The organism is Knoellia altitudinis, assembly GCF_042666355.1.
Classification (GTDB): Bacteria; Actinomycetota; Actinomycetes; order Actinomycetales; family Dermatophilaceae; genus Knoellia; species Knoellia altitudinis.
In genome coordinates this window covers 177,216-197,761 of record NZ_JBHTDK010000001.1, presented here as the reverse complement: position 1 = coordinate 197,761, position 20,546 = coordinate 177,216, and the positions used below count along the sequence as shown (strand labels likewise).

At 70.1% G+C, this 20,546-nt stretch carries 26 protein-coding genes; 15 read left to right on the top strand and 11 right to left on the bottom strand.

Going from position 1 to position 20,546, the window contains the following annotated elements; genetic code table 11:
- Positions 1-6 precede the first annotated feature (6 nt).
- Positions 7-951 (bottom strand): NAD-dependent epimerase/dehydratase family protein, encoded by a 945-nt coding sequence (locus tag ACFQW8_RS00955; RefSeq protein ID WP_380085104.1) that lies wholly within the window; start codon positions 949-951, stop codon positions 7-9.
- A 103-nt stretch (positions 952-1,054) separates the two neighbouring features.
- Here ACFQW8_RS00955 and ACFQW8_RS00950 point away from each other — a divergent pair, with 103 nt between their 5' ends.
- From ACFQW8_RS00950 to ACFQW8_RS00940, 3 genes are all read left to right on the top strand, one after another.
- Complete coding sequence (locus ACFQW8_RS00950) at positions 1,055-1,930, top strand: nucleotidyltransferase family protein (protein ID WP_380085103.1); 876 nt, start codon at positions 1,055-1,057, stop codon at positions 1,928-1,930.
- Complete coding sequence (locus tag ACFQW8_RS00945) at positions 1,927-2,202, top strand: hypothetical protein (protein ID WP_380085101.1); 276 nt, start codon at positions 1,927-1,929, stop codon at positions 2,200-2,202. Before ACFQW8_RS00950 ends, ACFQW8_RS00945 begins: the two co-directional genes overlap by 4 nt.
- Before the next feature lie 151 nt (positions 2,203-2,353).
- Positions 2,354-3,031, top strand: a complete 678-nt coding sequence (locus tag ACFQW8_RS00940) for a hypothetical protein (protein ID WP_380085100.1) — start codon at positions 2,354-2,356, stop codon at positions 3,029-3,031.
- Between the two features lie 6 nt (positions 3,032-3,037).
- On the opposite strand, the gene ACFQW8_RS00935 is transcribed toward ACFQW8_RS00940, so the two are convergent.
- Positions 3,038-3,298, bottom strand: a complete 261-nt coding sequence (locus tag ACFQW8_RS00935; protein ID WP_380085099.1) for a hypothetical protein — start codon at positions 3,296-3,298, stop codon at positions 3,038-3,040.
- On the bottom strand, positions 3,295-4,059 hold the full coding sequence (locus ACFQW8_RS00930) for a hypothetical protein (protein WP_380085098.1): 765 nt from the start codon (positions 4,057-4,059) through the stop codon (positions 3,295-3,297). Before ACFQW8_RS00930 ends, ACFQW8_RS00935 begins: the two co-directional genes overlap by 4 nt.
- A gap of 108 nt (positions 4,060-4,167) precedes the next feature.
- Here ACFQW8_RS00930 and ACFQW8_RS00925 point away from each other — a divergent pair, with 108 nt between their 5' ends.
- Entirely contained in the window at positions 4,168-4,740 is a 573-nt protein-coding gene (locus tag ACFQW8_RS00925; RefSeq protein ID WP_380085097.1) for an arsenate-mycothiol transferase ArsC, read from the top strand.
- Between the two features lie 24 nt (positions 4,741-4,764).
- Here the strand turns inward: ACFQW8_RS00925 and ACFQW8_RS00920 are convergent, their stop codons facing one another.
- A complete protein-coding gene (locus ACFQW8_RS00920) occupies positions 4,765-6,219 on the bottom strand; it encodes a M16 family metallopeptidase (RefSeq protein ID WP_380085096.1) in 1,455 nt (484 codons plus the stop codon).
- Positions 6,220-6,393: 174 nt separating this feature from the next.
- On the opposite strand from ACFQW8_RS00920, the gene rpsO reads away from it, so the two are divergent.
- From rpsO to ACFQW8_RS00900, 4 genes are all read left to right on the top strand, one after another.
- Positions 6,394-6,663: a 30S ribosomal protein S15 gene (gene rpsO, locus ACFQW8_RS00915; RefSeq protein WP_380085095.1), complete on the top strand. Its 270-nt coding sequence runs from the start codon at positions 6,394-6,396 to the stop codon at positions 6,661-6,663.
- A gap of 153 nt (positions 6,664-6,816) precedes the next feature.
- On the top strand, positions 6,817-9,255 hold the full coding sequence (locus ACFQW8_RS00910; protein WP_380085094.1) for a polyribonucleotide nucleotidyltransferase: 2,439 nt from the start codon (positions 6,817-6,819) through the stop codon (positions 9,253-9,255).
- Positions 9,256-9,374: 119 nt separating this feature from the next.
- Positions 9,375-10,217 carry a glycosyltransferase family 2 protein gene (locus tag ACFQW8_RS00905; protein WP_380085093.1) on the top strand — a complete coding sequence of 281 codons (843 nt, stop codon included), beginning with the start codon at positions 9,375-9,377 and terminating at the stop codon, positions 10,215-10,217.
- Between the two features lie 73 nt (positions 10,218-10,290).
- Complete coding sequence (locus ACFQW8_RS00900) at positions 10,291-11,916, top strand: serine/threonine-protein kinase (protein ID WP_380085092.1); 1,626 nt, start codon at positions 10,291-10,293, stop codon at positions 11,914-11,916.
- Between the two features lie 77 nt (positions 11,917-11,993).
- Here ACFQW8_RS00900 and ACFQW8_RS00895 read toward each other — a convergent pair whose 3' ends face one another.
- Complete coding sequence (locus ACFQW8_RS00895; RefSeq protein ID WP_380085091.1) at positions 11,994-12,134, bottom strand: hypothetical protein; 141 nt, start codon at positions 12,132-12,134, stop codon at positions 11,994-11,996.
- A gap of 176 nt (positions 12,135-12,310) precedes the next feature.
- On the opposite strand from ACFQW8_RS00895, the gene ACFQW8_RS00890 reads away from it, so the two are divergent.
- The 5 genes from ACFQW8_RS00890 to dapB are packed head-to-tail and all read left to right on the top strand — an operon-like array spanning position 12,311 to position 15,389.
- Positions 12,311-13,108, top strand: a complete 798-nt coding sequence (locus tag ACFQW8_RS00890) for a hypothetical protein (RefSeq protein WP_380085090.1) — start codon at positions 12,311-12,313, stop codon at positions 13,106-13,108.
- A gap of 34 nt (positions 13,109-13,142) precedes the next feature.
- Positions 13,143-13,463: a hypothetical protein gene (locus ACFQW8_RS00885; RefSeq protein WP_380085089.1), complete on the top strand. Its 321-nt coding sequence runs from the start codon at positions 13,143-13,145 to the stop codon at positions 13,461-13,463.
- A 10-nt stretch (positions 13,464-13,473) separates the two neighbouring features.
- Positions 13,474-14,190, top strand: coding sequence for a hypothetical protein (locus tag ACFQW8_RS00880; protein ID WP_380085088.1), 717 nt, complete (start codon positions 13,474-13,476; stop codon positions 14,188-14,190).
- On the top strand, positions 14,187-14,633 hold the full coding sequence (locus ACFQW8_RS00875; RefSeq protein WP_380085087.1) for a hypothetical protein: 447 nt from the start codon (positions 14,187-14,189) through the stop codon (positions 14,631-14,633). Before ACFQW8_RS00880 ends, ACFQW8_RS00875 begins: the two co-directional genes overlap by 4 nt.
- Before the next feature lie 9 nt (positions 14,634-14,642).
- Positions 14,643-15,389 (top strand): 4-hydroxy-tetrahydrodipicolinate reductase, encoded by a 747-nt coding sequence (gene dapB, locus ACFQW8_RS00870; RefSeq protein ID WP_380085086.1) that lies wholly within the window; start codon positions 14,643-14,645, stop codon positions 15,387-15,389.
- A gap of 4 nt (positions 15,390-15,393) precedes the next feature.
- On the opposite strand, the gene ACFQW8_RS00865 is transcribed toward dapB, so the two are convergent.
- Genes ACFQW8_RS00865 through ACFQW8_RS00850 form a run of 4 tightly spaced genes read right to left on the bottom strand, consistent with a single transcriptional unit; the run spans position 15,394 to position 17,820 of the window.
- Positions 15,394-15,708 (bottom strand): AzlD domain-containing protein, encoded by a 315-nt coding sequence (locus ACFQW8_RS00865; RefSeq protein WP_380085085.1) that lies wholly within the window; start codon positions 15,706-15,708, stop codon positions 15,394-15,396.
- Positions 15,705-16,478, bottom strand: a complete 774-nt coding sequence (locus ACFQW8_RS00860; protein ID WP_380085084.1) for an AzlC family ABC transporter permease — start codon at positions 16,476-16,478, stop codon at positions 15,705-15,707. The genes ACFQW8_RS00865 and ACFQW8_RS00860 overlap by 4 nt, the downstream gene beginning before the upstream one ends.
- Entirely contained in the window at positions 16,475-17,095 is a 621-nt protein-coding gene (locus tag ACFQW8_RS00855; RefSeq protein ID WP_380085083.1) for a GNAT family N-acetyltransferase, read from the bottom strand. The genes ACFQW8_RS00860 and ACFQW8_RS00855 overlap by 4 nt, the downstream gene beginning before the upstream one ends.
- Positions 17,092-17,820, bottom strand: coding sequence for an enoyl-CoA hydratase-related protein (locus tag ACFQW8_RS00850; protein WP_380085082.1), 729 nt, complete (start codon positions 17,818-17,820; stop codon positions 17,092-17,094). Before ACFQW8_RS00850 ends, ACFQW8_RS00855 begins: the two co-directional genes overlap by 4 nt.
- Positions 17,821-17,853: 33 nt before the next feature.
- On the opposite strand from ACFQW8_RS00850, the gene ACFQW8_RS00845 reads away from it, so the two are divergent.
- The gene (locus ACFQW8_RS00845; protein ID WP_380085081.1) at positions 17,854-18,663 is read left to right on the top strand and encodes an FAD-binding oxidoreductase; all 810 of its coding nucleotides are present in this window, start codon (positions 17,854-17,856) and stop codon (positions 18,661-18,663) included.
- A 74-nt stretch (positions 18,664-18,737) separates the two neighbouring features.
- A complete protein-coding gene (locus ACFQW8_RS00840) occupies positions 18,738-19,121 on the top strand; it encodes a VOC family protein (RefSeq protein ID WP_380085080.1) in 384 nt (127 codons plus the stop codon).
- A gap of 40 nt (positions 19,122-19,161) precedes the next feature.
- Here ACFQW8_RS00840 and ACFQW8_RS00835 read toward each other — a convergent pair whose 3' ends face one another.
- Together ACFQW8_RS00835 and ACFQW8_RS00830 are read right to left on the bottom strand one after the other, a co-directional pair.
- Positions 19,162-19,635 (bottom strand): dihydrofolate reductase, encoded by a 474-nt coding sequence (locus ACFQW8_RS00835; RefSeq protein ID WP_380085079.1) that lies wholly within the window; start codon positions 19,633-19,635, stop codon positions 19,162-19,164.
- Between the two features lie 103 nt (positions 19,636-19,738).
- Positions 19,739-20,530, bottom strand: a complete 792-nt coding sequence (locus tag ACFQW8_RS00830) for a thymidylate synthase (RefSeq protein WP_380085078.1) — start codon at positions 20,528-20,530, stop codon at positions 19,739-19,741.
- Positions 20,531-20,546 lie beyond the last annotated feature (16 nt).

Genomic DNA, 20,546 nt, shown 5'->3' with positions numbered 1-20,546 from the left:
GCGGGGTCAGGCGCGGTAGTCGGGCAGGGTGCGGAACCAGTCGACGGTCGCCTCCAGCCCGGTGCGCAGAGGCACGGGCGACACGTCGGGGAAGTGCGCCAGCAGGCGGGAGTTGTCGGCCTGCGAGTCGCGCACGTCCCCGGCCCGGGTCTCGACGTGCTCGACCGCAGGGCGCTCGCCGAGGATCTCGGCGAGCTCGTCGACGACGGCGTTGAGGGACGTGCGGCTGCCGAAGGCGAGGTTGACCGGCTCGAGGTCGGTCACCTTGCGGACGACCGCGTCGGCGATGACGCGGGTCACGGTGCCGACGTAGGTGAAGTCGCGGGTCTGCTCGCCGTCACCGTGGACGGTGAGCGGGACCCCACGCAGCGCGGAGTCGATGAAGGCCGGCAGCACGGCGGCATACGCGTGCCCGGCGGGCTGGAGCGGACCGTAGACGTTGAAGAAGCGGAAGGCGAGCGTCGGCAGGCCGTAGGTGTGGGCGAAGGACACGGTGTAGGCCTCGGTCGCCTGCTTGCTCACGGCATACGGAGAGATCGGGGCCGTCCGCATGCTCTCCCGTTTGGGCAGCTCACGGTTGGCGCCGTAGACCGACGACGAGGAGGCGACGACGACGTGGAGGTCGCCTGCCCGACGAGCCGCCTGGAGCACCTCGAGAGTGCCAGTGGCGTTGGCGTGGTGCGAGGCCACGGGGTCGAGCACCGAGCGCGGAACGGACGGCAATGCGCCCAGGTGCACGATGGCACTCGCGCCGGCGCAGGCCTCGTCCAGGGCGGCAGTGTCGAGGACGCTCGCCTCGTGCAGCCGGACGTCGGTGCCCTCGAGGTTGGCCCGCGACCCCGTGGACAGGTCGTCGAGGGCGACGACCTCGTCGACGTCGGGTCGGGCGAGGAGCTCGCGCCCGAGGTTGGAGCCGATGAACCCGGCCCCGCCGGTCACCACGACCTTCACGTGTGTTCCCCCATGTCGAGGTGGTGGCGCAGCGAACGGCGCCCGGTTTCGGCACGCTACCACCGGGCCGGACAGGGCCTTCGCGACTGGGTAAGGTCGGGCTGTGGATGCCGCGACGATGCCCTGGTCCGTGGGTATCCGCTTCTCGCACGCCGCGCTGCAGGCGCTCGCCGAGGACCACGGGGTCGACCTCCTGCACATCAAGGGGCCCGCGGTCGACGAGAGCCTCGGTGGGGGGACCAGGCGGAGCATCGACGCCGACGTGCTGGTCCGCCCGGCGCACGTCGACACTCTCCTGGCGGCGATGCACGAACACGGTTGGTCCACGCGCTATCTCTTCGAGGACGGTTCTGCCTTCGAGCACGCCGCCACCCTCGGCCACCCCTTCCTCGCCCCCGTCGACGTGCACCGCAGCTTCCCGGGGATCGGCGGCGACGCGGCAGCAGCCTTCGAGCGCCTCTGGGCGGACCGGCACGACACGGACATTGCCGGTATGCCGTGTCCGGTCCCGTCCGTTGCTGCGCAACGCCTCATCCTCATCGTCCACGCCACGCGAGGGGGCAGGCTCGACCACCCGGACATCGAGCGGAGCTGGACGAGTGCCACCTCCGCCGAACGGGAGGCGGTGATCCGGCTGGCCGACGACCTCGGCGCCGGCGTGGCCCTGGCGGCAGGGACGGGGAGGCTCGACGAGTTCGTCGGCCAGCGCGGTCACGAGCTGTGGCGCGTGCTCTCCACGGGTGAGCAGTCCCGGGCCAGGATCTGGGCGGCCCGAGTGAGAGCGGCGCCGACGAGACGAGCGGCGCTGCGGGTTGCCGTGCGGCTCGTGGTGCCCAACCGGCACCGGATGGAGGCCCGGCTCGGTCGCCGTCCCACAGCGCGTGAGGTGGCCACGGCCTACGTCACGAGCGCCCGGGCCGGGACCGGGGAGCTGGTCGGATTCGTCCGCGACGCGGCGGTCGGCCGGCGAGGCCGATGACGACCTACCACCTGCCGCCACGTCTCGCCGTCGTCATCCCGGAGGACGTCGACGCCCAGCTGGTCTACCTCATGAGGGCACCGGACGGGCCTCCCGTCGTGCTGCAGGACGTCTCAGCGGTGATCTGGCTGCTTGCGGCTGACGGCGAGGACGATGTGGCAGCCGCAGTGGGCGAGGTCGTGGGCAGAGATCGGGGGCAGGTCGAGACCGAGGTGGAGAAGCTTCTCGATGATCTAATCGTTCGGGGGCTGCTTACCATCCGGAATGACTAGGCCGTCCCTGACCCGTCCGTGCTGGTCACGACCCATTTATCGACCGTGCGACGCCTGAGGTGGGCATCTTCGCCCAATCGGGGGTTCGCGCTGTTGACGCGGTGCTAACTTGACGTCGAACCCACCATGACCAAATACAGGGGAGCATGCCATGACTGAACAGCGCGAGGATCGCCGCGTTTCGCGTCGCACCATCGCCAAGGGAGCGGCATGGGCCATTCCTGCCGTGCCACTCGTGGTGGCCACGCCGGCCTATGCCGAGTCGGGCGGCGGCCCCACCGGCCTGTTCCTCGGGGCGTGCAAGCAGCCAGGCAACAGCTGCTTCAGCCGGTTCGGCTTCCGCAAGGGCTACACCTTCACGTTCAGGATCACGAACACCACGGACCAGACGATCTACGTCTATCCGACCCTGAACAACGTGGACAACCCGGACAGCGCGAACCCGTCCCACACCCTCAACCCCGTCTTCTCCCTGGTCTCGAACCCGGCGAAGACCTTCAGCTACAACACCGCCCGCCGATTCACCGGCGGAGCCATCGGCGTGCCGCTCCAACCAGCTGAGGCCATCCTGCCGGGGCAGAGCCTGGACATCATCGTCAACGCCGACGCGAGCGGGAACAGCGCGAACATCTCCGCCCTGGGATCGGTCTACATCGCTTGGGGGCACACGCCGGTGATCGGCGGCGACCCCGACCACCCGTACGTCCCCGTGCCCCCGGCGAACCCCGCCGGAGAGGGATGGATCAGGATTCCCATCCAGTTCGGCTCGACCCCGCCGTGTGGCACCGACTGCGGCCCGGGTGGCGACGAGAGCGAGACAGGAAACTGACGGAAGTCAGAGCTCCTTGAGGACGCCGTGACGGACAAGGTCCGTCACGGCGTCCTTCGTCGCATCCAGGGGTGAGGACCCGTCAGGTGCGCCGAAACGGAGGGCCAACGCACGGGCCAGCACGTCTTCCTCCACGGGGTGCTCGGCCAGCTCGAAGATCGCGGCGCTGAGAGCACTCAGTCTGAAGACGGTGCCGTTGTCGAGCATCAGGACCATCTCGCCGTCACGCCTCAGCGCATCCGCGGGCTCGATTCGCTGGACGATCATGCCGTCTCCTGGACGAGGGCGAGCAGCGACTCCTCGGGGTGCGTCGCCTCGCTGTAGCGCAGTCGGATCACCGGTCCGCTCTCGTCGATGAGCTCGGCAAGTCGCTGGAGTGGTCGGGGCAGCCTGGTCAGCGCCGACGACTGCTCCACCAGTGTCATGACGGCATCGAGGAGGGGGACCTCATCCAGGTGCGCCGAGGTCATCCCGGGCCGCCGGTCGAGGAGCACCAGCCTGCCGACGCGCGGAGGGGCCGCGCCACGCAGCAGGCCGAGGGCGTCGGGCGAGACCTCGTCCTTGAGCGCGGGCGTCTCCGTGCGCCGGACGGACAGCGGCTTGGGATAGGGATGGATGGTTCCGTCGGAGTCGATGCCGACCGTCTCGTCGGTGAGGTAGCCCATCCGCTGCGCGAGCAGGCAGCTGAGCGTGGTCTTGCCGGTGCCCCCGCGGGCGACGTAGACGAGGCTGCGACCTGTCGCCAGGTCGCTCACCGCGCCGGCGTGAAACATGACCAGGTCCCCGGCGCGCGCGGCGATGAGGTGCTTGGTGACCTTACGGGTGGTGAGCATCAGTCGCTGGGGGAGATCCTGCACGTCGTCGAGACGCACCTCCAGGGCCTGGGCGTCAACAGGGGAGGTGGTCGGCACCTCGAGACACCGGGACCACGCCGTGCGCATCGCGGACTCGAGGGCCCGGCCCGCGGTCCCGACGCAGCGCACCTCGACGACGGCGCCGAGCCCGTGCAGCCGAAGCCCATCGCTCACCGACGACGCCTTCCTCGTGGATGCGGAACCCGAGCGCCCGCTGACCTGTTCGCACCCTATCCAGCGGATCGACCGGATGCGCCCGGTCCGCGCCGTTAGCCTGAGCCGGTGAGACCCCGTCCTGAGCGAGTCGACGAGCCGCTGCGTGTGCTCTTCGTGTGCACGGCCAACATCTCCAGATCCCCCTACGCCGAGCGCATGGCCGCACACCTGGCGACGCATGACGAGGCGCCCCTCGTACGCTTCGCGAGCGCCGGGGTGCCCGGCTTCCCAGGTCGCGGCATGGACCCCGAGATGTCGGCGCAGCTGAGAGGCCGCGGCGTGGAGCCCAACGGCCACGTGAGCAGGTCGGTCTCGACGGCGGACCTCGCCGAGGCCGACGTCGTCGTCACGGTCGAGCTGGCCCATCGCTGGCGGATCGCCGAGGGGTGGCCGGAGCACGCGCCCAAGGTCTTCGGACTGAACCAGCTGGCCGACGCCCTCGATCGCAGCGCCCCCTCGGCCGGGGGGCTCGAGGCCCTCGACGGCGCGCTGGCCGTCGCCCGCCCGGACAGCCTGTCGTGGGACGTCGCTGACCCCTACCGGCGCGGCACCGCGGCCGCGCGCCTCTGCGCCGTCGAGATCGACGAGGCACTGTCCGTCATCGTCCCAGCGCTGACGGGCGTGCCTGTACCTCGATGACGGGGTCGGCCAGCCCTCGCGCAGCTAGTCGAGCTCGAGGGCGGCTTCCTCCGTCGTCTCCCAAGAGACGTGGCTCGTGTGCTCGTCGATGAGCGCCAGGAGCCGGTCACCGTCCCTGACGTGCTTGGCCCACAGCGGCCCGCTCGCGCCGTCGGCGAAGTGAAGGAAGCGGAATCCGTCTGTCCGACCGACCCCCACCACGTCGGCCCACTCGCCCCCGATCGTCGTCCCGGCGGCGGTCACCGTGATTCCCTCATGTCCCGCGTGCACCGCGAGGTCTCGTGGGGGCACGATCGCAGTGAGGCGTCGCTTGTGGACCTGCCCGGCGATGGGTTCACGGCTGGGGAACTCCCATTCGGTCCGGTCGACGACGTCAGGGAGCGGGTCCTTCGGCAGCTCCGGCACGCCGATGACGGCGCTGCCCCTCGCCGCGCGCGCCCAGTCGCGGACCTGCTCCACGGTCACCGCCTCGAAGCGCTCCCGCAGCTCCTCCCGGCTCGGAGCCGCACCTAGGCGCCAGTAGCGCAAGGCGGCGCCCTCAAGGACCGACATCACCGTGCGTGGGTCCTCAAGGTAGGCCGCGAAGCCGGCCTTCTCGTGCGCGAGCTCCTCCTGGGTCGGGCCGTGAGCAGCCAGATCCGTCAGCTCCGCCCAGAGTGCGTGGACGATCTCATCACTGTCCTCCTCCGCACCATCGGTCGCGAGGCTGACCAGTCCCTGCTCCGTGTCGACGAAGCACCCGTCCATCGAGACCTCGTAGGCCAGGCCGAGGTCGTGGCGCACCTTCTCCTCGATCCGCCGCAGAAGGACAAGGTCGACGAGCTGGGACTCGGTCGCCCTCGGGCTCAGGTAGGACAGGGCCACGACGGGGGTTCCTCCCGCCATCAGCGCGGGGGTCTCGAACGGCGAGGGACGCCACGAGATGTCGGATGCCCGAGTACCACTCGGCAGATTGAGGCGGAGCTCGTCCGGCACGGGCCCAGAGAGCACCAGCACCGCGTTGGAGGCCACACAGAAGGTGCGGGCGAACTCGGTGACGTGGGTAGCGGTCGGCGCACGTCCCTCCCGCTGGAGCTCACCGAGCAGCCCCGGACCCACCGGTCCGGACCGGACAAACATGGCCCACCCGAGGTGGGGCTCGCACGAGCGGCCGTCCTCGGCCGCGAGAACCTTGAGCTCACGCTCGAGGCGATCCAGGGGCAGGGAGGTGAGCGCACGGCATACACCGTGTAGGAAGGCGACCACCTCGTCACGTGGGCCGGTCGCATAGAAGCGCATCGTGTCGACGTCCACGGAGGCGTTTTTGTCGAGATGGTCGCGGGGGAGGGTCGACATGACGAGATGCTCGACGAGGTGGGCCACGCCGCGGCTGCGGAAGGTCTCGTGGCGGTCCCCCGCGAAGAACATCAGGGTGGCGCTGAACGGTTCGGGTCCCTGCTCCCAGAAGGTGGGAACAGCGTCGACCTCGGTCTGCTGCATGATGCGGGACTGTAGTGGACCGCCGTGCCGGCTCGGGCGAGGTCGTGGATTAGGGGCGAACGGGAGCCCGCTGCTAATCTTGCCTCGCCGTGAACTTCGGCCGCGGATTCAGAGTGCCCCGGTGAACCAGCCCGGAAGCGCCGCGCAACCACATCAGAAGGAGTCTCCTCGCCCATGCCTTTGGACGCAGACGTCAAGCAGAAGATCATGACCGAGTACGGCACGACCGAGGGTGACACCGGTTCCCCCGAGGTCCAGATCGCGCTCCTCACGCAGCGCATCCTCGACCTCACGGAGCACTCCCGTCAGCACAAGCACGACCACCACTCCCGTCGTGGTCTGCTGCTCCTCGTCGGCAAGCGCCGTCGCCTCCTCCGCTACCTGGAGGACATCGACATCGAGCGCTACCGCTCGTTGATCAAGCGCCTCGGCCTGCGACGCTGACCCCCACGACTTCCGTCGGAGCGGCTCTCCACTTGGAGGGCCGCTCTTTCGGATGTGTCGGCAGGTCCACATCGGACTCGACCGACACGAAGCACGCCCGTGCACAACGACGATGCACGTGGACAGAAGACACTCGAGAAAAGGAGGACCTTCATGGAGGGTCCTGAGATCACTTTCGCCGAAGCCACCATCGACAACGGCTCACACGGCACCCGCACTGTCCGGTTCGAGACCGGACGCCTGGCCAAGCAGGCCGCAGGCGCAGTCAGCGCCTACCTGGATGAGGACACGATGCTCCTCTCCACCACCACCGCAGGAAAGCACCCGCGCGAGGGCTTTGACTTCTTCCCGTTGACCGTGGACGTGGAAGAGCGCATGTATGCCGCCGGCAAGATCCCCGGTTCGTTCTTCCGTCGCGAGGGTCGTCCCTCCACCGAGGCCATCCTCACTTGCCGCCTCATCGACCGCCCGCTGCGCCCGACCTTCAAGAAGGGTCTGCGCAACGAGGTCCAGGTCGTCATCTCGGTGCTCGCGCTGAACCCGGACGTCCAGTACGACGTCCTCGCGATCAACGCCGCCTCCGCGTCCACCCAGATCTCCGGCCTGCCGTTCTCGGGCCCGATCGGTGCCGTTCGCGTCTCGCTCATCGACGACCAGTGGGTCGCGTTCCCCCAGTTCTCCGACATCGAGCGTTCGACCTTCGACATGGTCGTCGCCGGTCGCGTTGCCGGTGACGACGTCGCGATCATGATGGTCGAGGCCGAGGCCACCGAGCAGACCTGGAACCTCGTCAAGAACGAGGGCAAGACCGCTCCCACCGAGGACGTCGTCGCCCAGGGCCTCGAGGCCGCCAAGGGCTTCATCAAGGTCCTCTGCGAGGCACAGGCCGAGCTGGCTGCCAAGGCCGCCAAGCCGGTCCAGGAGTTCCCCGTCTTCCTCGACTACGAGGACGACGTGTATGCCGCAGTCGAGGCCGCCGCTTCCGGTGACGCCGCCGCTGCGCTCCAGATCGCCGGCAAGGCCGAGCGTGAGGACCGCCTCGACGAGATCAAGTCGGCGCTGCACCTCAAGCTCGTGGGCGACTTCAACCCCGAGTCCTCCGACGGCACGGCCGGCGACTTCGCCGGACGCGAGAAGGAGGTCTCCGCGGCATACCGCACGGTGCAGAAGAAGCTCATCCGTGAGCGGATCATCACCGACAAGGTCCGCATCGACGGCCGTGGCCTCGCCGACATCCGCGCGCTCAGCGCCGAGGTCGAGGTCCTGCCGCGCGTGCACGGCTCCGCGATCTTCGAGCGTGGCGAGACCCAGATCATGGGTGTCACGACGCTCAACATGCTCCGCATGGAGCAGCAGCTCGACACGTTGTCGCCGGTGACGCGCAAGCGCTACATGCACAACTACAACTTCCCGCCCTACTCCACCGGTGAGACCGGTCGTGTGGGTTCGCCGAAGCGTCGCGAGATCGGCCACGGAGCGCTCGCCGAGCGCGCGCTCATGCCCGTGCTGCCGACGCGTGAGGAGTTCCCCTACGCGATCCGTCAGGTGTCCGAGGCCCTCAGCTCCAACGGGTCGACGTCCATGGGCTCGGTCTGTGCCTCGACCCTGTCGCTCCTCAACGCCGGTGTGCCGCTGCGCGCCCCGGTCGCGGGCATCGCGATGGGTCTCGTCACGGCCGAGGTCGACGGCAAGACGCAGTACGCCGCCCTCACCGACATCCTCGGTGCCGAGGACGCGTTCGGCGACATGGACTTCAAGGTCGCCGGCACGCGCGAGTTCGTCACGGCCATCCAGCTCGACACCAAGCTCGACGGCATCCCCGCCGACGTGCTCGGTGGTGCGCTGACCCAGGCTCGTGAGGCTCGCCTGCACATCCTCGATGTCATGAACGAGGCCATCGACGTCCCCGACGAGATGAGCCCGTTCGCTCCTCGCGTCATCTCGGTGCAGGTCCCCGTCGACAAGATCGGTGAGGTCATCGGCCCGAAGGGCAAGATGATCAACCAGATCCAGGACGACACCGGCGCCCAGATCTCCATCGAGGACGACGGCACCATCTACATCGGTGCGACCGACGGTCCCTCGGCCGAAGCGGCTCGCGCGGCGATCAACGCCATCGCGAACCCGCAGATGCCCGAGCTCGGTGAGCGCTTCCTCGGGACCGTCGTCAAGACGACGACCTTCGGCGCGTTCATCTCCCTGCTCCCCGGCAAGGACGGTCTGCTCCACATCTCCGAGGTGCGCAAGCTCGTCGGTGGCAAGCGGATCGACGCCGTCGAGGACGTCCTCGCCGTGGGCCAGAAGGTCCAGGTCGAGCTCAAGGAGATCGACCCGCGCGGCAAGCTCTCGCTCGGTGCGGTGCTCGCCGAGGGCGACTCCGGAGCCTCGGCCTCGGACAGCTCGTCGGCCGACGACGCGGATGACGCGGACGACGTCGACCACGACGAGTCGACCGACTCGGACGAGTCGGGCGAGTCCGGCGAGTCCTCCGAGGCTGGCGAGGGTGGCGAGCGCCGTCAGCGCAGTCGCCGTCGTGGTGGCCGCGGTCGCGGTCAGCGCTCGGACGCGGGAGACGCGTCCGGCGACGCGTGACCTGAGTCAGGCACCAACGCACCAACGTGACGGGGCGGCATACCTTTTCGGTATGCCGCCCCGTCCCCTTTGCGGGTGCGCCATGATGAGGTTCGGCCGGGTCGAAGGGACGAAGAGCCGTGGACGTTCAGCAGGTGAAGCGGGCGATGCGGGGGCGCTTCGGTGGTCCGCTGCGCCTGGCCTACCGGGTCGCCGAGCGGGCTCAGGTCGCCGTCCTGCGACGCGTCGACCACGTCCAGTTCGGCCAGGCCACGGCGCAGGAGCGGGCCGAGGTGGCCCGCCGGGTGACGATGACCGTCAAGACCTTCGAGCGTCCGGCGGTGCTCGCCCGGTGCCTCGCCAGTGCCCGCACGGTCTTCGACGGTCGCATCGTCGTCGCAGACGACTCCCGGGTGCCGGTGAGCGATCTCGGGGACGACATCCACGTCATCCCCCTGCCGTTCAACAGCGGGGTCCCTGCAGGTCGCAACGCCGCGCTCGACGCGGTCGAGACCGAGCTCGTCTTCGTCACGGACGACGACGTGGTCTTCACCGCCGCGAGCGACATCGTGGCGGCGATGAACTTCCTCGACGACCACGCCGAGGTCGACCTCGTGGCGCTCGCCCGGGTCGACCTCCCTCGCTGGCGGGTCGTGGCCGCCGGGGCGGAGGCGCTCTTCCCGGGGGCCGCAGCGCCTCTGCTGCCCTTCGGGACACTCATCGGCGAGCTGCCCGTCGTGCCCAAGACACCACAGCTGTACCTCGCCCGCACGGCGTCGATCCGGGCCGTGAGGTGGGACGAGCGGCTGCGGATGGTGGACCACCGCGACTTCTTCTCACGAGCGAGCGGCACGATCGTGTCGGTGCAGGCGCTCACGATCCGCGGCTACCACCTGCGGACGCCGTTCGACCCCTTCTACAACGCCTACCGCGAGGACGTCGCCGAGGACCTGCGCACGCTTGCCACGATCTGGAGCGGTTGAGCCCCCGCCTGAGACCCGGCTGGCCCCTCCAGCGGACGTAGGGTGAGGGCGCCAAGAACGACGAGAGGACACCGTGGAGCCGCAGGTCATCGCTGGACGCTACGAGGTGGTGCGCGCCGTCGGGCAGGGAGGCATGGGGACTGTCTGGCTCTGCCTCGACCTCACCCTGGAGCGCGAGGTCGCCGTGAAGCGGATCGGCGCGCTCCCCGGGGACTCGGCAGCGGCGCTGCGGGCGATGCGTGAGGCACGGATCGCGGCTTCCCTCAACCACCCCAATGCCGTGGCCGTCTACGACATCATCGACCAGGACGAGGCGCACTGGCTCGTCATGGAGTACGTCGACGGGGCGAGCCTGTCGGAGCTGGTGCGAGACGAGGGCCCGCTGTCACCGACCCGAGCGGCGGAGATCGGGGCGGCGATCGCCAGGGTGCTCGACCGCGCCCACGACCGGGGCATCGTGCACCGCGACATCAAGCCGAGCAACATCCTCGTGCACCGGTCCGGCACCCCGAAGCTGAGCGACTTCGGCATCGCCCGCAGCGGGGCCGACGCCCAGCTGACCCTCACCGGACAGATGACGGGAACGCCCGGGTTCCTCTCGCCCGAGCTCGCTCGCGGCGAGGACCCGACGCCCGCGTCGGACACCTGGGCCCTCGGGGCGACGCTCTTCCACGCCGTCGAGGGCCGGGCGCCGTTCGAGGAGCGGGACAACCCCCTCGCGGTGCTGCAGGACGTCCTCGCCGGGCGAATGCGTCCGCTCGTCGCAGCGGGCCCGCTCGGTCGGGCGATCGAGGCCATGATGGAGCCTGATCCAGCTCGGCGCTGGACCATGGCCGAGGCCGCCGCCGAGCTCGACGACATCGCCGCCGGACGGGTGCCGACGTCCGTCCTGCCGGCCGCCATGGCACCGGTGGACCGCCCCACGAGCGGGTTGGACGAGCTCGACGACTTCCTCGGTGCCCAGTCCGGAGCCGACACGCGATCCGACGGGGCGTGGGCTGCGGGCGTGGGCGCGACGGCTCCCGCGCTCGGGGGCGCCGACGGTGAGCGTGAGGACGGGTCCGGGCAGAGAGCGGATCGGCGGCGTTCACGCTGGCCCCTCGTCCTGCTGCTGGCCATCCTGCTCGGCGGGGGGGCGTATGCCCTCGCCAACCGGGACGGCGTCGACGAGCCCGACTCGGCGCAGGGCACGCGCACGAGCAGCGCCCCGCAGACGACACCCCCCACGTCGTCGACCCCTCCGCCGTCGTCGACCCCGTCGAGCACGCCTCAGGGGACAACCAGCTCCTCCCCGACGCGCACGCCGAGCAGGACGCCCTCGAGCCCGACTCGCACCCCGACCCCGACCCCGACGAGATCTCCGTCCCCGACTGCCGCGAGCAGCGACGCTGCCCTCGGAGCGTTCGTGCGGGACTACTACGCCGGGGTCACCGACTCGGCCCGCCGGGACGACACGTTCGCCCAGCTCACGCCGGCGATGCAGCGCGAGGCCGGCGGGCGTCAGGGGTATGAGGGGTTCTGGAGGACGATCGAGTCGGTGAGCGTGACCGCGCTCGACCCGGATGCGGAGGCGAGAACCGTGGACATGCGACTCACCTTCCGCCCCAGGAGCGGCGGCCCCATCACGGAGTCGCACCGATGGACCGTCGAGCGCGATGGCGGTCGATGGCTCGTCGGCAGTGACGACGCGGTCGGCTGAGCCCACGTCGCACGAAGTCGCCCACCCGGCCTGTGGCTGGATGGGCGACTCGAGTGGGTCAGGGCTGAAGAGCCCGGTCAGGCGACCTTGGGGATGCGGCGAACCGTTGCGGGTGCGCTCCAGCGCATCTCCATCCGAGTGCGTCCATCCCGGGTGACCGGCACCCAACGCATCGTCAGGCAGGCCGGACCCGTGACGGTCGTGGCGACCTTCTTCATGGGTGTCTCCTCTCGAGGACCGGCGGAGGTGGGCGACACCGTTGGAGGGCACGGGCGGTCGTTCACCTTCTGTTCACCCAAAGGTACACCAAAGATGAACAGAAGGTGAACGACATACGCCAAGGCGTGTCCCGGAAGCAGGGGAGTGCTCCCCATTGCGCAGAGTGCGGCCCGCCGTGAGACTCGGTGCAGCGCGCAGGGGCGCCGACGCCGGACGCCGACGAGAGGGGTATGCCGTGCCGAAGGACTTCCGAGAAGAGCTTCACGAGCTGCGTGAGCAGAACGACCGCGAGATCCAGGCTCTGGAGGCTGCTGCGCCGGAGCGCATCGAGCGCGAGGGGAACGACGAGCTCGACATCGTCACGGTCCGCATCGGTCCCGACGGCGACGTCCGTGATGTCAGGATCTCTCCGCACTGGCGCACCCGGGCCGACGAGGTGTCCCTCTCGGACGTCATCCTCGAGGCCCTGGTCCGCACGCAGGGCAGCGTGCTGGACGAGTTCGCGACCAAGGTCGAGGCCATCGACGCCCAGCCCCTCCCGCCGGCGCGCCCGATGCCCATGCCGCAGGACAGCGGCGAGATCTTCGGTCGCACCGAGCCGGTGAGCCGGGAGGAGGCCGAGCGGCTGCTGGGAGAGATCTTCGGGGAGGCCGAGCAGGCGCTCGCGGCGCTCGAGTCCTCCTTGGACTCCGCCTCGGCCCACACGGCATCAGCGCGGAGCAGACGCGGTGAGGTCCACGTCGAGATCGACTCGAGCGGCGAGATCTCGCGGCTCGAGCTCGACCCCCGGTGGCTCGCCGGCGCACACCCCGCCAACATCGGCCGCCTCGTCGGTGACACCCTGCAGGACGCGCAGAGGCAGATGATGGCGGGCTTCGCCACGGTGAGCGAGACCGCCCGATCCACGCAGGAGGCCATGCGCCGCCTGGGCGACCCTCACACCCTGAGCCGCCGGTTCGGGCTCCAGCCATGAACGCTGACGCACACACCACGCACGGGAGGACGACATGAGCTACGAAGTCGAACGGCAGGCACTTCTCGACGCAGCCTCGACCTGGAGCTCGGCCGAGACCGACATGACCACTGCCCAGACCAACGCGAATGCGATCAACGTGACGACCAACGGCGCGTCCGTCATCGGCGACATGACCGGGTTCGTGTCGACGTACGACGACGTCCGCGACCGGGTCGCCACCCTGCTCGGCCAGGGGGCAGCCGCGATGACGCTCATCGACGACACGCTCAAGGGCATCGAGCGGCAGTACGCCACCGACGACGACGCCGCCCTGGCGCAGATCGGTGCCATCTGGTCACCGACGAACCCGTGAGGACGAGGACATGACCGCCGAAGAGCTGATGGAGAAGATCCGCGCCAAGTACGAGGAGTTCCAGCGCAAGATGGACGAGTGCCTCGAGAACTTCAACTCGGTCGTGCGCAAGATCGGCCGCTTCTTCGGGTGGGCTGCCGACCGGGCCGTCGACCTGTGGAACAACCTCGTGGTCCCTCTGTGGAACAAGTTCACCGCGTGGTTCGCGGACCACTGGAACGTGTTCGGTGCGCCGTGGATCCTGTACGACGCCGCGACCTCGTGGCGCAAGGACGTGGGCCAGGTGGTCACGCCGTGGGCCGGAACGGTCACCCAGGAGACGACCGACGTCGATGTCTACTGGAAGGGCACGGCCTCGGACATCTATGTCTCCAGGTCCAAGGACCAGATCGCCGCCTTCAAGGCGGTCGGCCCGATCGCCGAGAAGATCGCCGGGGCACTCGACAACGTCGCGCTGGCCATCATCGTCTGGTGGGGGTCCATCGTCACCGCGATCATGGCGGCCATCGCCGGGATCCTCGTGGCCGCAGCCTCGACGGCCACCGGTCCGGGGGCGGTCGTGGGCATCCCGCTCGGCGTGAAGCTCGCGATAGCCGGATTCTTCGTGGCGTTGCTCGTGGGGACGGGGATCCTGACGGGGACCTGCCTGGTGCAGAAGGGCAACCTCAACGGCTCGCTCACGGACATGTCGGCGTTCCCGGGCAGCAGCTGGCCGACTTTCGCATGAGCGACCCCACGCCTCGCCGGCCGCCGTTGGCCCGCAACGTCAGCCTCCTCGTCGCAGGTGTCGTCGTGGTGGAGCTGGTCTTCGCCGCCTTCCTGTTCTCCATGGGCCAGCTGGCGTCAGCGAGCTCGGAGGAGACGGGCCAGGCGCTCGTCCTCGGCGCCGGGACCTCGGTCGTCGCGGCCCTCGTGGGGGTATGGCTCTGGGTGACGGCACGGGCGCCCGAACGCCCCATCGCCTTGCCGGTGTGGGTCGCGCGGGCCCTGCCCCTCGTCGCCGCCGGTGTTGCGGGCCTCGTCGCCGTGGCCGGTCTGGTGCCGTGGCTCGCGGTCCCCCTCGGGCTGTTCGCGGCCGCCCCGGTCTCCGTCGTCGCCCTCGTCGTCCCGCAGCTCCTCGCTGCCACGCGCGTGGGCGGCGCCGGGGCAGGGCATCGCGAGCGGCACTAGAGTTCGGGCGTGAGCATCACCAGGGTCTCGGTCATCGGCGCATCCGGTCGCATGGGCTCGGAGGTGTGTCGGGCCGTCGACGCGGCCGACGACCTCGAGCTGGTGGGTTGCTTCGACGTCGATGACGACCTCGGTGACCTCGGGGGAGCCGACGTCGTCGTCGAGTTCTCGGTCCCTGACGCGTCGGCCACCAACGTCGCCCACTGCCTCGACCAGGGTGTCCACGTCGTCGTGGGCACGACCGGTTGGAGCGAGAGCAAGCTGGCCGAGCTCGGCACCCGGCTCGAGCAGCACCCGGAGGTCGGAGTGCTCATCGCACCGAACTTCGCGATCGGTGCCGTGCTGATGATGGCCTTCGCGCAGAAGGCTGCCGAGTTCTATGAGTCCGTCGAGATCATCGAGCTCCACCACCCGGACAAGGTCGACGCGCCATCAGGCACGGCCGCCCGCACCGCCGAGCTCATCGGCGCCGCCCGCGATCGAGCCGGCCTGGCCGCAGTGCAGGACGCCACCACGAGCGATCCGGACGGTGCCCGCGGAGCGCGGGCACACGGCATACCCGTGCACTCGGTTCGGTTGCGTGGACTCGTGGCGCACCAGGAGGTCCTGTTCGGCCAGACCGGTGAGATGCTCACGATCCGTCACGACTCCTTCGACCGGGTCTCCTTCATGCCCGGAGTCCTCGCCGCCGTTCGCAAGGTGGGCGATCACCCCGGGCTCACCGTCGGCCTCGAGCACTACCTCGGCATCGCCTGACGCGTCAGCCCCAGCCGAGCGCGCGGAGCCCGGCAGCGACGGCAGCCGCGCCAATGACGACGACGAGGAAGTTCGCGCGCAGGAGCAGGAGCCCGATCGCAGCGGCCACGCCGGCCAGCCGCGCGTCGACGTGCAGCGAGCCGCCGTCGCCACCAAAGGTCTGGATGGCCACCAGCCCCGCGAGCAGGGCGACCGGGAGCAGGGTCAGCACACGGCTGCGCCTGGGGCCCTCGACCCACGACTCCGGCACGAGGTAGCCCGCGAGCTTGGTCGCATAGGCCAGCCCCGACGCGAGCAGCACGATGGTCCAGGAGCTCATGACGCGACCTCGGGGTCCTCGGTGGCTCGCTCGTGCCGGCCGCCGCCGCTCAGCCCGATGACGACGGCGGCGAGCACCGTGAGGATGACCGGCACCCCCACGGGCAGCACGGGGGAGGTGAGGAGCGCGATCGCGACGGCGAGGACCATGGTCGCGGCGGCGTCGCGGCTGCGCAGACGCGGCCAGAGGAGCGCGGTGAACGCCGCGGCCGCCGCCGCGTCGAGGCCATAGCGCTCGGGGTCGCCGAGGGCGTTGCCGACGAGGGCGCCACCCAGAGTCATGAGGTTCCAGAAGACGAACACGGCGATGCCGGTGACCCAGAAGCCGAGTCGTCCGGCGCGCCGGTCCTCCTGTGCCACACCGACCGCCGTCGACTCGTCGATGGTCAGCTGGGCCGCGAGCAGGCGCCGCAACCCGCGCACGTCGAGGATCCGCGAGGTCTGGAGGGCATAGAGCCCGTTGCGCACTCCGAGCAGGGTCGACGTGGCGACGGCGGCAGACCCGGTGCCGCCGGCGCCGAGGATCCCGACGACCGCGAACTGTGACCCACCGCTGAACAGCAGCACCGACAGGGCCACCGTCTGGAGGACGCTCAGGCCCGACGCGACACCGAGCGCGCCGAAGCTGATGCCATAGGCGCCGGTCGCGATGCCGACCGAGAGCGACTGTCGCAGAACGGCTTTGCGCTTCGATCCGTCAAGCGGCGGGTATGCCGCCGGCTCGCCGTGGGCGAGCCCCTCACCTCTCGGATCGGCCGCCGACGTCGTCAACGCGCCGGCTCCGTCTCCTCGGGGTCGGGGTCCTGAGGGGCGAGCGAGGCGACGAGGCGGACCTCGCGCAGGGTGTCGCCGTCCGCCGAGACGACCCGGTCGCGGTAGGCGCCATCGGGACCGAGACCTGAGGCGACGAGGAAGGCGCGGGTGGCCTCGTCGTCGGCGAGGACCCAGGTCGCGAGCTCCTCGGCGCCTGCTCCACGAAGGGTGTCGACGCAGGCGTTGAGCAGGCGGGAGCCGTGGCCCATGCGGCGAGCGCCCGGGTGCACGCCCATCGCGGTGACCTCTCCGCAGGCCTGACCGGCGTCGGGGTCCTGGCTCGGGCCGATGGCGGCGAAGCCGACGACCTGCTCCCCGGCTCTCGCGACGAGCAGGCGGTGCACCCCTTCGGGCGGGTTCTCGAGCGACTGCCGCCAGGCCTTGGCGAAGGCGGGCGCCTCGAAGAGGGCGACGACGTCGTCGGGCAGGCGGCCGGCATACGCCTGCGTCCAGACGGCAGCCTGGACGACACCGACGGCTGGAGCGTCGGTGGGCTTGGCGGTGCGCACGCTCGCATCAGCCGTCGGACCCATGGCGTGCGAGTGGTCGGCGCCGTCGCCGTGGTCGTGGCTCATCTGCCCTGGAACTGTGGGGTGCGTCGTTCGCGGAAGGCCGAGCGGCCCTCGGTCAGGTCGTCGCTGGACCAGGCCTCGGCGAAGGCCGCCTCGTAGCGCGCGACCTCGGTGTGGTTGCCGCCGTGGGCGTCGAACCCGAGCTTGGAACCCGCCTGGGTCATGGGAGCGAGGTCGGCTGCGCTCGCGGCCAGCTCGAGGGCGGCGTCGAGGTCGCCGCGCACCTGGGCGAAGCCGAGCCGCCACGCGTCGTCGGCGGTGAGCACCGCGCCGGTGAGGACCATGTGACGGGCCGCGCCCTCGCCCCAGAAGCGGGTCACCCGCTCGAGGGTCCAGTGGTCGACCATGAGCCCGAGCCGGGCCACGGGCACCGCGAAGCGGGCGTCGTCGGTGACCACGCGCAGGTCGCACCCGACCGCCAGCTGCATCCCGAGACCCATGCACAAGCCCGAGATCGCTGCGACCGTCGTGATCGGCGCCTGCGAGAGACGGTCCAGGACCTCGGCGAGCCGGTCGGTGAAGCCCACGTCCTCGAGCTCGGTGAGGTCGGCACCGGCGCAGAAGTGTCCGCCCTCACCGGTGACGACGATGGCGCGCGAGACCGCGATCGCTGCCTCGACCGCCTCGTCCAGCTCGTCGAGGGCGTCAAGGTTCAGCGCATTGCGTCGGTCCGGCCGGTCGATCGTGAGGACGGTGACCCGGTCGGAGGTACGTGAGGAAATCGTCACGCGGTCGAGCCTAACCGGGAGGCGTTTGTGAGGATGGAGGGCGTGTCCCTGCTGCGTCGTCCCTCGAAGCCACACCCGGTCTTCCGCCCCCTCGCCGTGGCCGAGGTCGATCCCGTGGCTGAGCACGCCGTGTCCATCGGTTTCGACGTCAGCGACATGCCGATGTTCCTCGACTACCGCGCCGGTCAGTACGTGACGCTGCGGGCGCTCATCAACGACGAGGACGTGCGGCAGTCCTACTCGATCTGGGTGCCGCCGAGTCGTGCCCGCCGCGACGGCATCATCCGCGTGGCGGCCGCGGCCGTGCAGGGCGGGCGCATGTCACCGTGGCTGGCGTCCGAGGTCGCCGCGGGCGAGGTCATGGGCGTGCTCCCACCGCTGGGGGAGTTCGTCCTCGACGACGTGACGGGTCCACGCCACCACGTCGGCGTCGTCGGGGGCTCGGGCATCACGCCCGTCCTCGCGATCGCCGCGGCGGCCCTGGAGCAGGACGACGCCTCGACCGTCGACCTCATCATCGCGAACCGGACCCGCGAGTCGACCGTGCTCGGGCATGAGGCGGCTGCCCTCGAGGCGGACTCGGGCGGCCGACTGCGCATCGAGCACGTCCTCAGCCGGGAGCGGGTGGACGGCGTGCGGCACGGACGCATCGACCCGCTCGTCATCCGGGCCGTGCTCGACGACGTCGGTGGGATCGAAGGTGTCGACGACTGGTGGCTGTGCGGACCCGAAGGACTCATCGCCGACGTCGAGGCCTGGCTCACGGGCTCCGGCATCGGGGTCGAGCACATCCACCGCGAGCGGTTCACCTCCACCGGTCCGGTCGACCCGCGCAAGCCCTGACGCACAGGTCGTCATCGACGCGGGCAGGATGATCCGGACGCAGATCGTCCACAACGAGTCGTAGTCTGCGGCCCATGGCGATCCACTGGACCTTGGGCGGCGACGCGAGCGATCCGCTGCTGGTGGCTGCGTTCTGGGCCAAGGCCCTGGGGTACGTCATGGAGCCGGGATACGACGATCCGGACGGCGCGTCGATCATCGACCCGGACGGTCGTGGCGCCGCCATGAGCTGGTTGCGTGTCCCGGAGGGGAAGTCGAGCAAGAACCGGCTCCACATCGACGTCCGGGTCGCGGGGGAGGGGCCCTGGGACATGGGGGAACGGGAGCGGATGATCCGGGCGAAGGTGCCCGAGCTCGTCGCTCTCGGGGCGCGCGTCGTCCGAGAGCAGCGGGTCGGCGACGTCCTCGGCCATGTCGTCATGGAGGACCCCGAGGGGAACGAGTTCTGCGTCGCATGATCGCAATCTTGGCGCGCCCGTCGGGCTCGAGGGACGCTCGTCAGGCCAGCGAACGCTCGTAGGTCACCCAGGCGAAGCCGTCACGCTGCTCACGAGCCGTCTCGCGCCAGTGCACCGGGTCGATCTCGGGGAAGCGCACGTCACCGTCGGGCTCCTGGTCGACCTCGGTGATGAGCAGCCGGTGCGCGAACGGCATCGCCTGCGCATAGATCTCGCCGCCACCGGCGACGAACACCTCACCCACCGGACCCGCCAGCCCGAGTGCGTCGTCGAGGGAGTGGACGGTCTCGACGTCGGCGTGGCGCCAGTCGCTCTGGCGCGTGATGACGATGCTCCGGCGTCCGGGAAGTGCCCGCCCGATCGAGTCGAAGGTCTTGCGCCCCATGACCATGGCGTGCCCCATGGTCGTCCGCTTGAAGAAGGCGAAGTCCTCGGGCAGGTGCCAGGGCATGTCGTTGTCCGCGCCGATGACGCCGTTGCGCCCGACGGCCGCGATGAGGGTCACCTGGGTCATGCCGCTCACCCTATTGCCGGCGGAACCACGACGTCAGGTATGCCGGCCGCGCATCGTGAGGGGGCGGCATACCTGATCGTTGGATCGACGGAAAGGACCTGTCTCAGACCGCGATCGGCGCCTTGATCGCCGGGTGCGGGTCGTAGCCGACGAGCTCGAAGTCGTCGAGGTCGAAGTCGTCGATGGCGGTCTTGGGTGCGATCCGCATGGTCGGGAGGGCGCGTGGCTCGCGGGCCAGCTGGAGCCGGGCCTGCTCGAGGTGGTTGGAGTAGAGGTGCGCGTCGCCGAGCGTGTGGACGAACTCGCCGGGCTCGAGGTCGGTGAGTTGGGCGACCATCATCGTGAGCAGGGCATAGGAGGCGATGTTGAACGGCACGCCGAGGAAGACGTCGGCCGAGCGCTGGTAGAGCTGGCAGGAGAGCTTGCCGTTGCTCACGTAGAACTGGAAGAGCGCGTGGCAGGGCGGCAGCGCCATGTCGTCGACGTCGGCGACGTTCCAGGCGCTGACGATGTGGCGGCGGCTGTCGGGGTTGGTGCGGATGCCCTCGATGACCTTGGCGATCTGGTCGACCTGACGGCCGTCGGGAGTGGGCCACGAGCGCCACTGGTGGCCGTAGACGGGGCCGAGGTCACCGTGCTCGTCGGCCCACTCGTCCCAGATCGAGATGCCGCGCTCCTGGAGCCAGCGGACGTTGGTGTCGCCGCGCAGGAACCAGAGGAGCTCGCCGATGATCGACTTCAGGTGCAGCCTCTTGGTCGTGATGACGGGGAAGCCCTCAGCGAGGTCGAAGCGCATCTGGTGCCCGAAGACCGAGCGCGTGCCCGTGCCCGTGCGGTCGGACTTGTCGACGCCCTCGTCGAGGATGCGGTCGAGGAGGTCGAGGTACTGGCGCATGGGTGCGAGCGTAGCC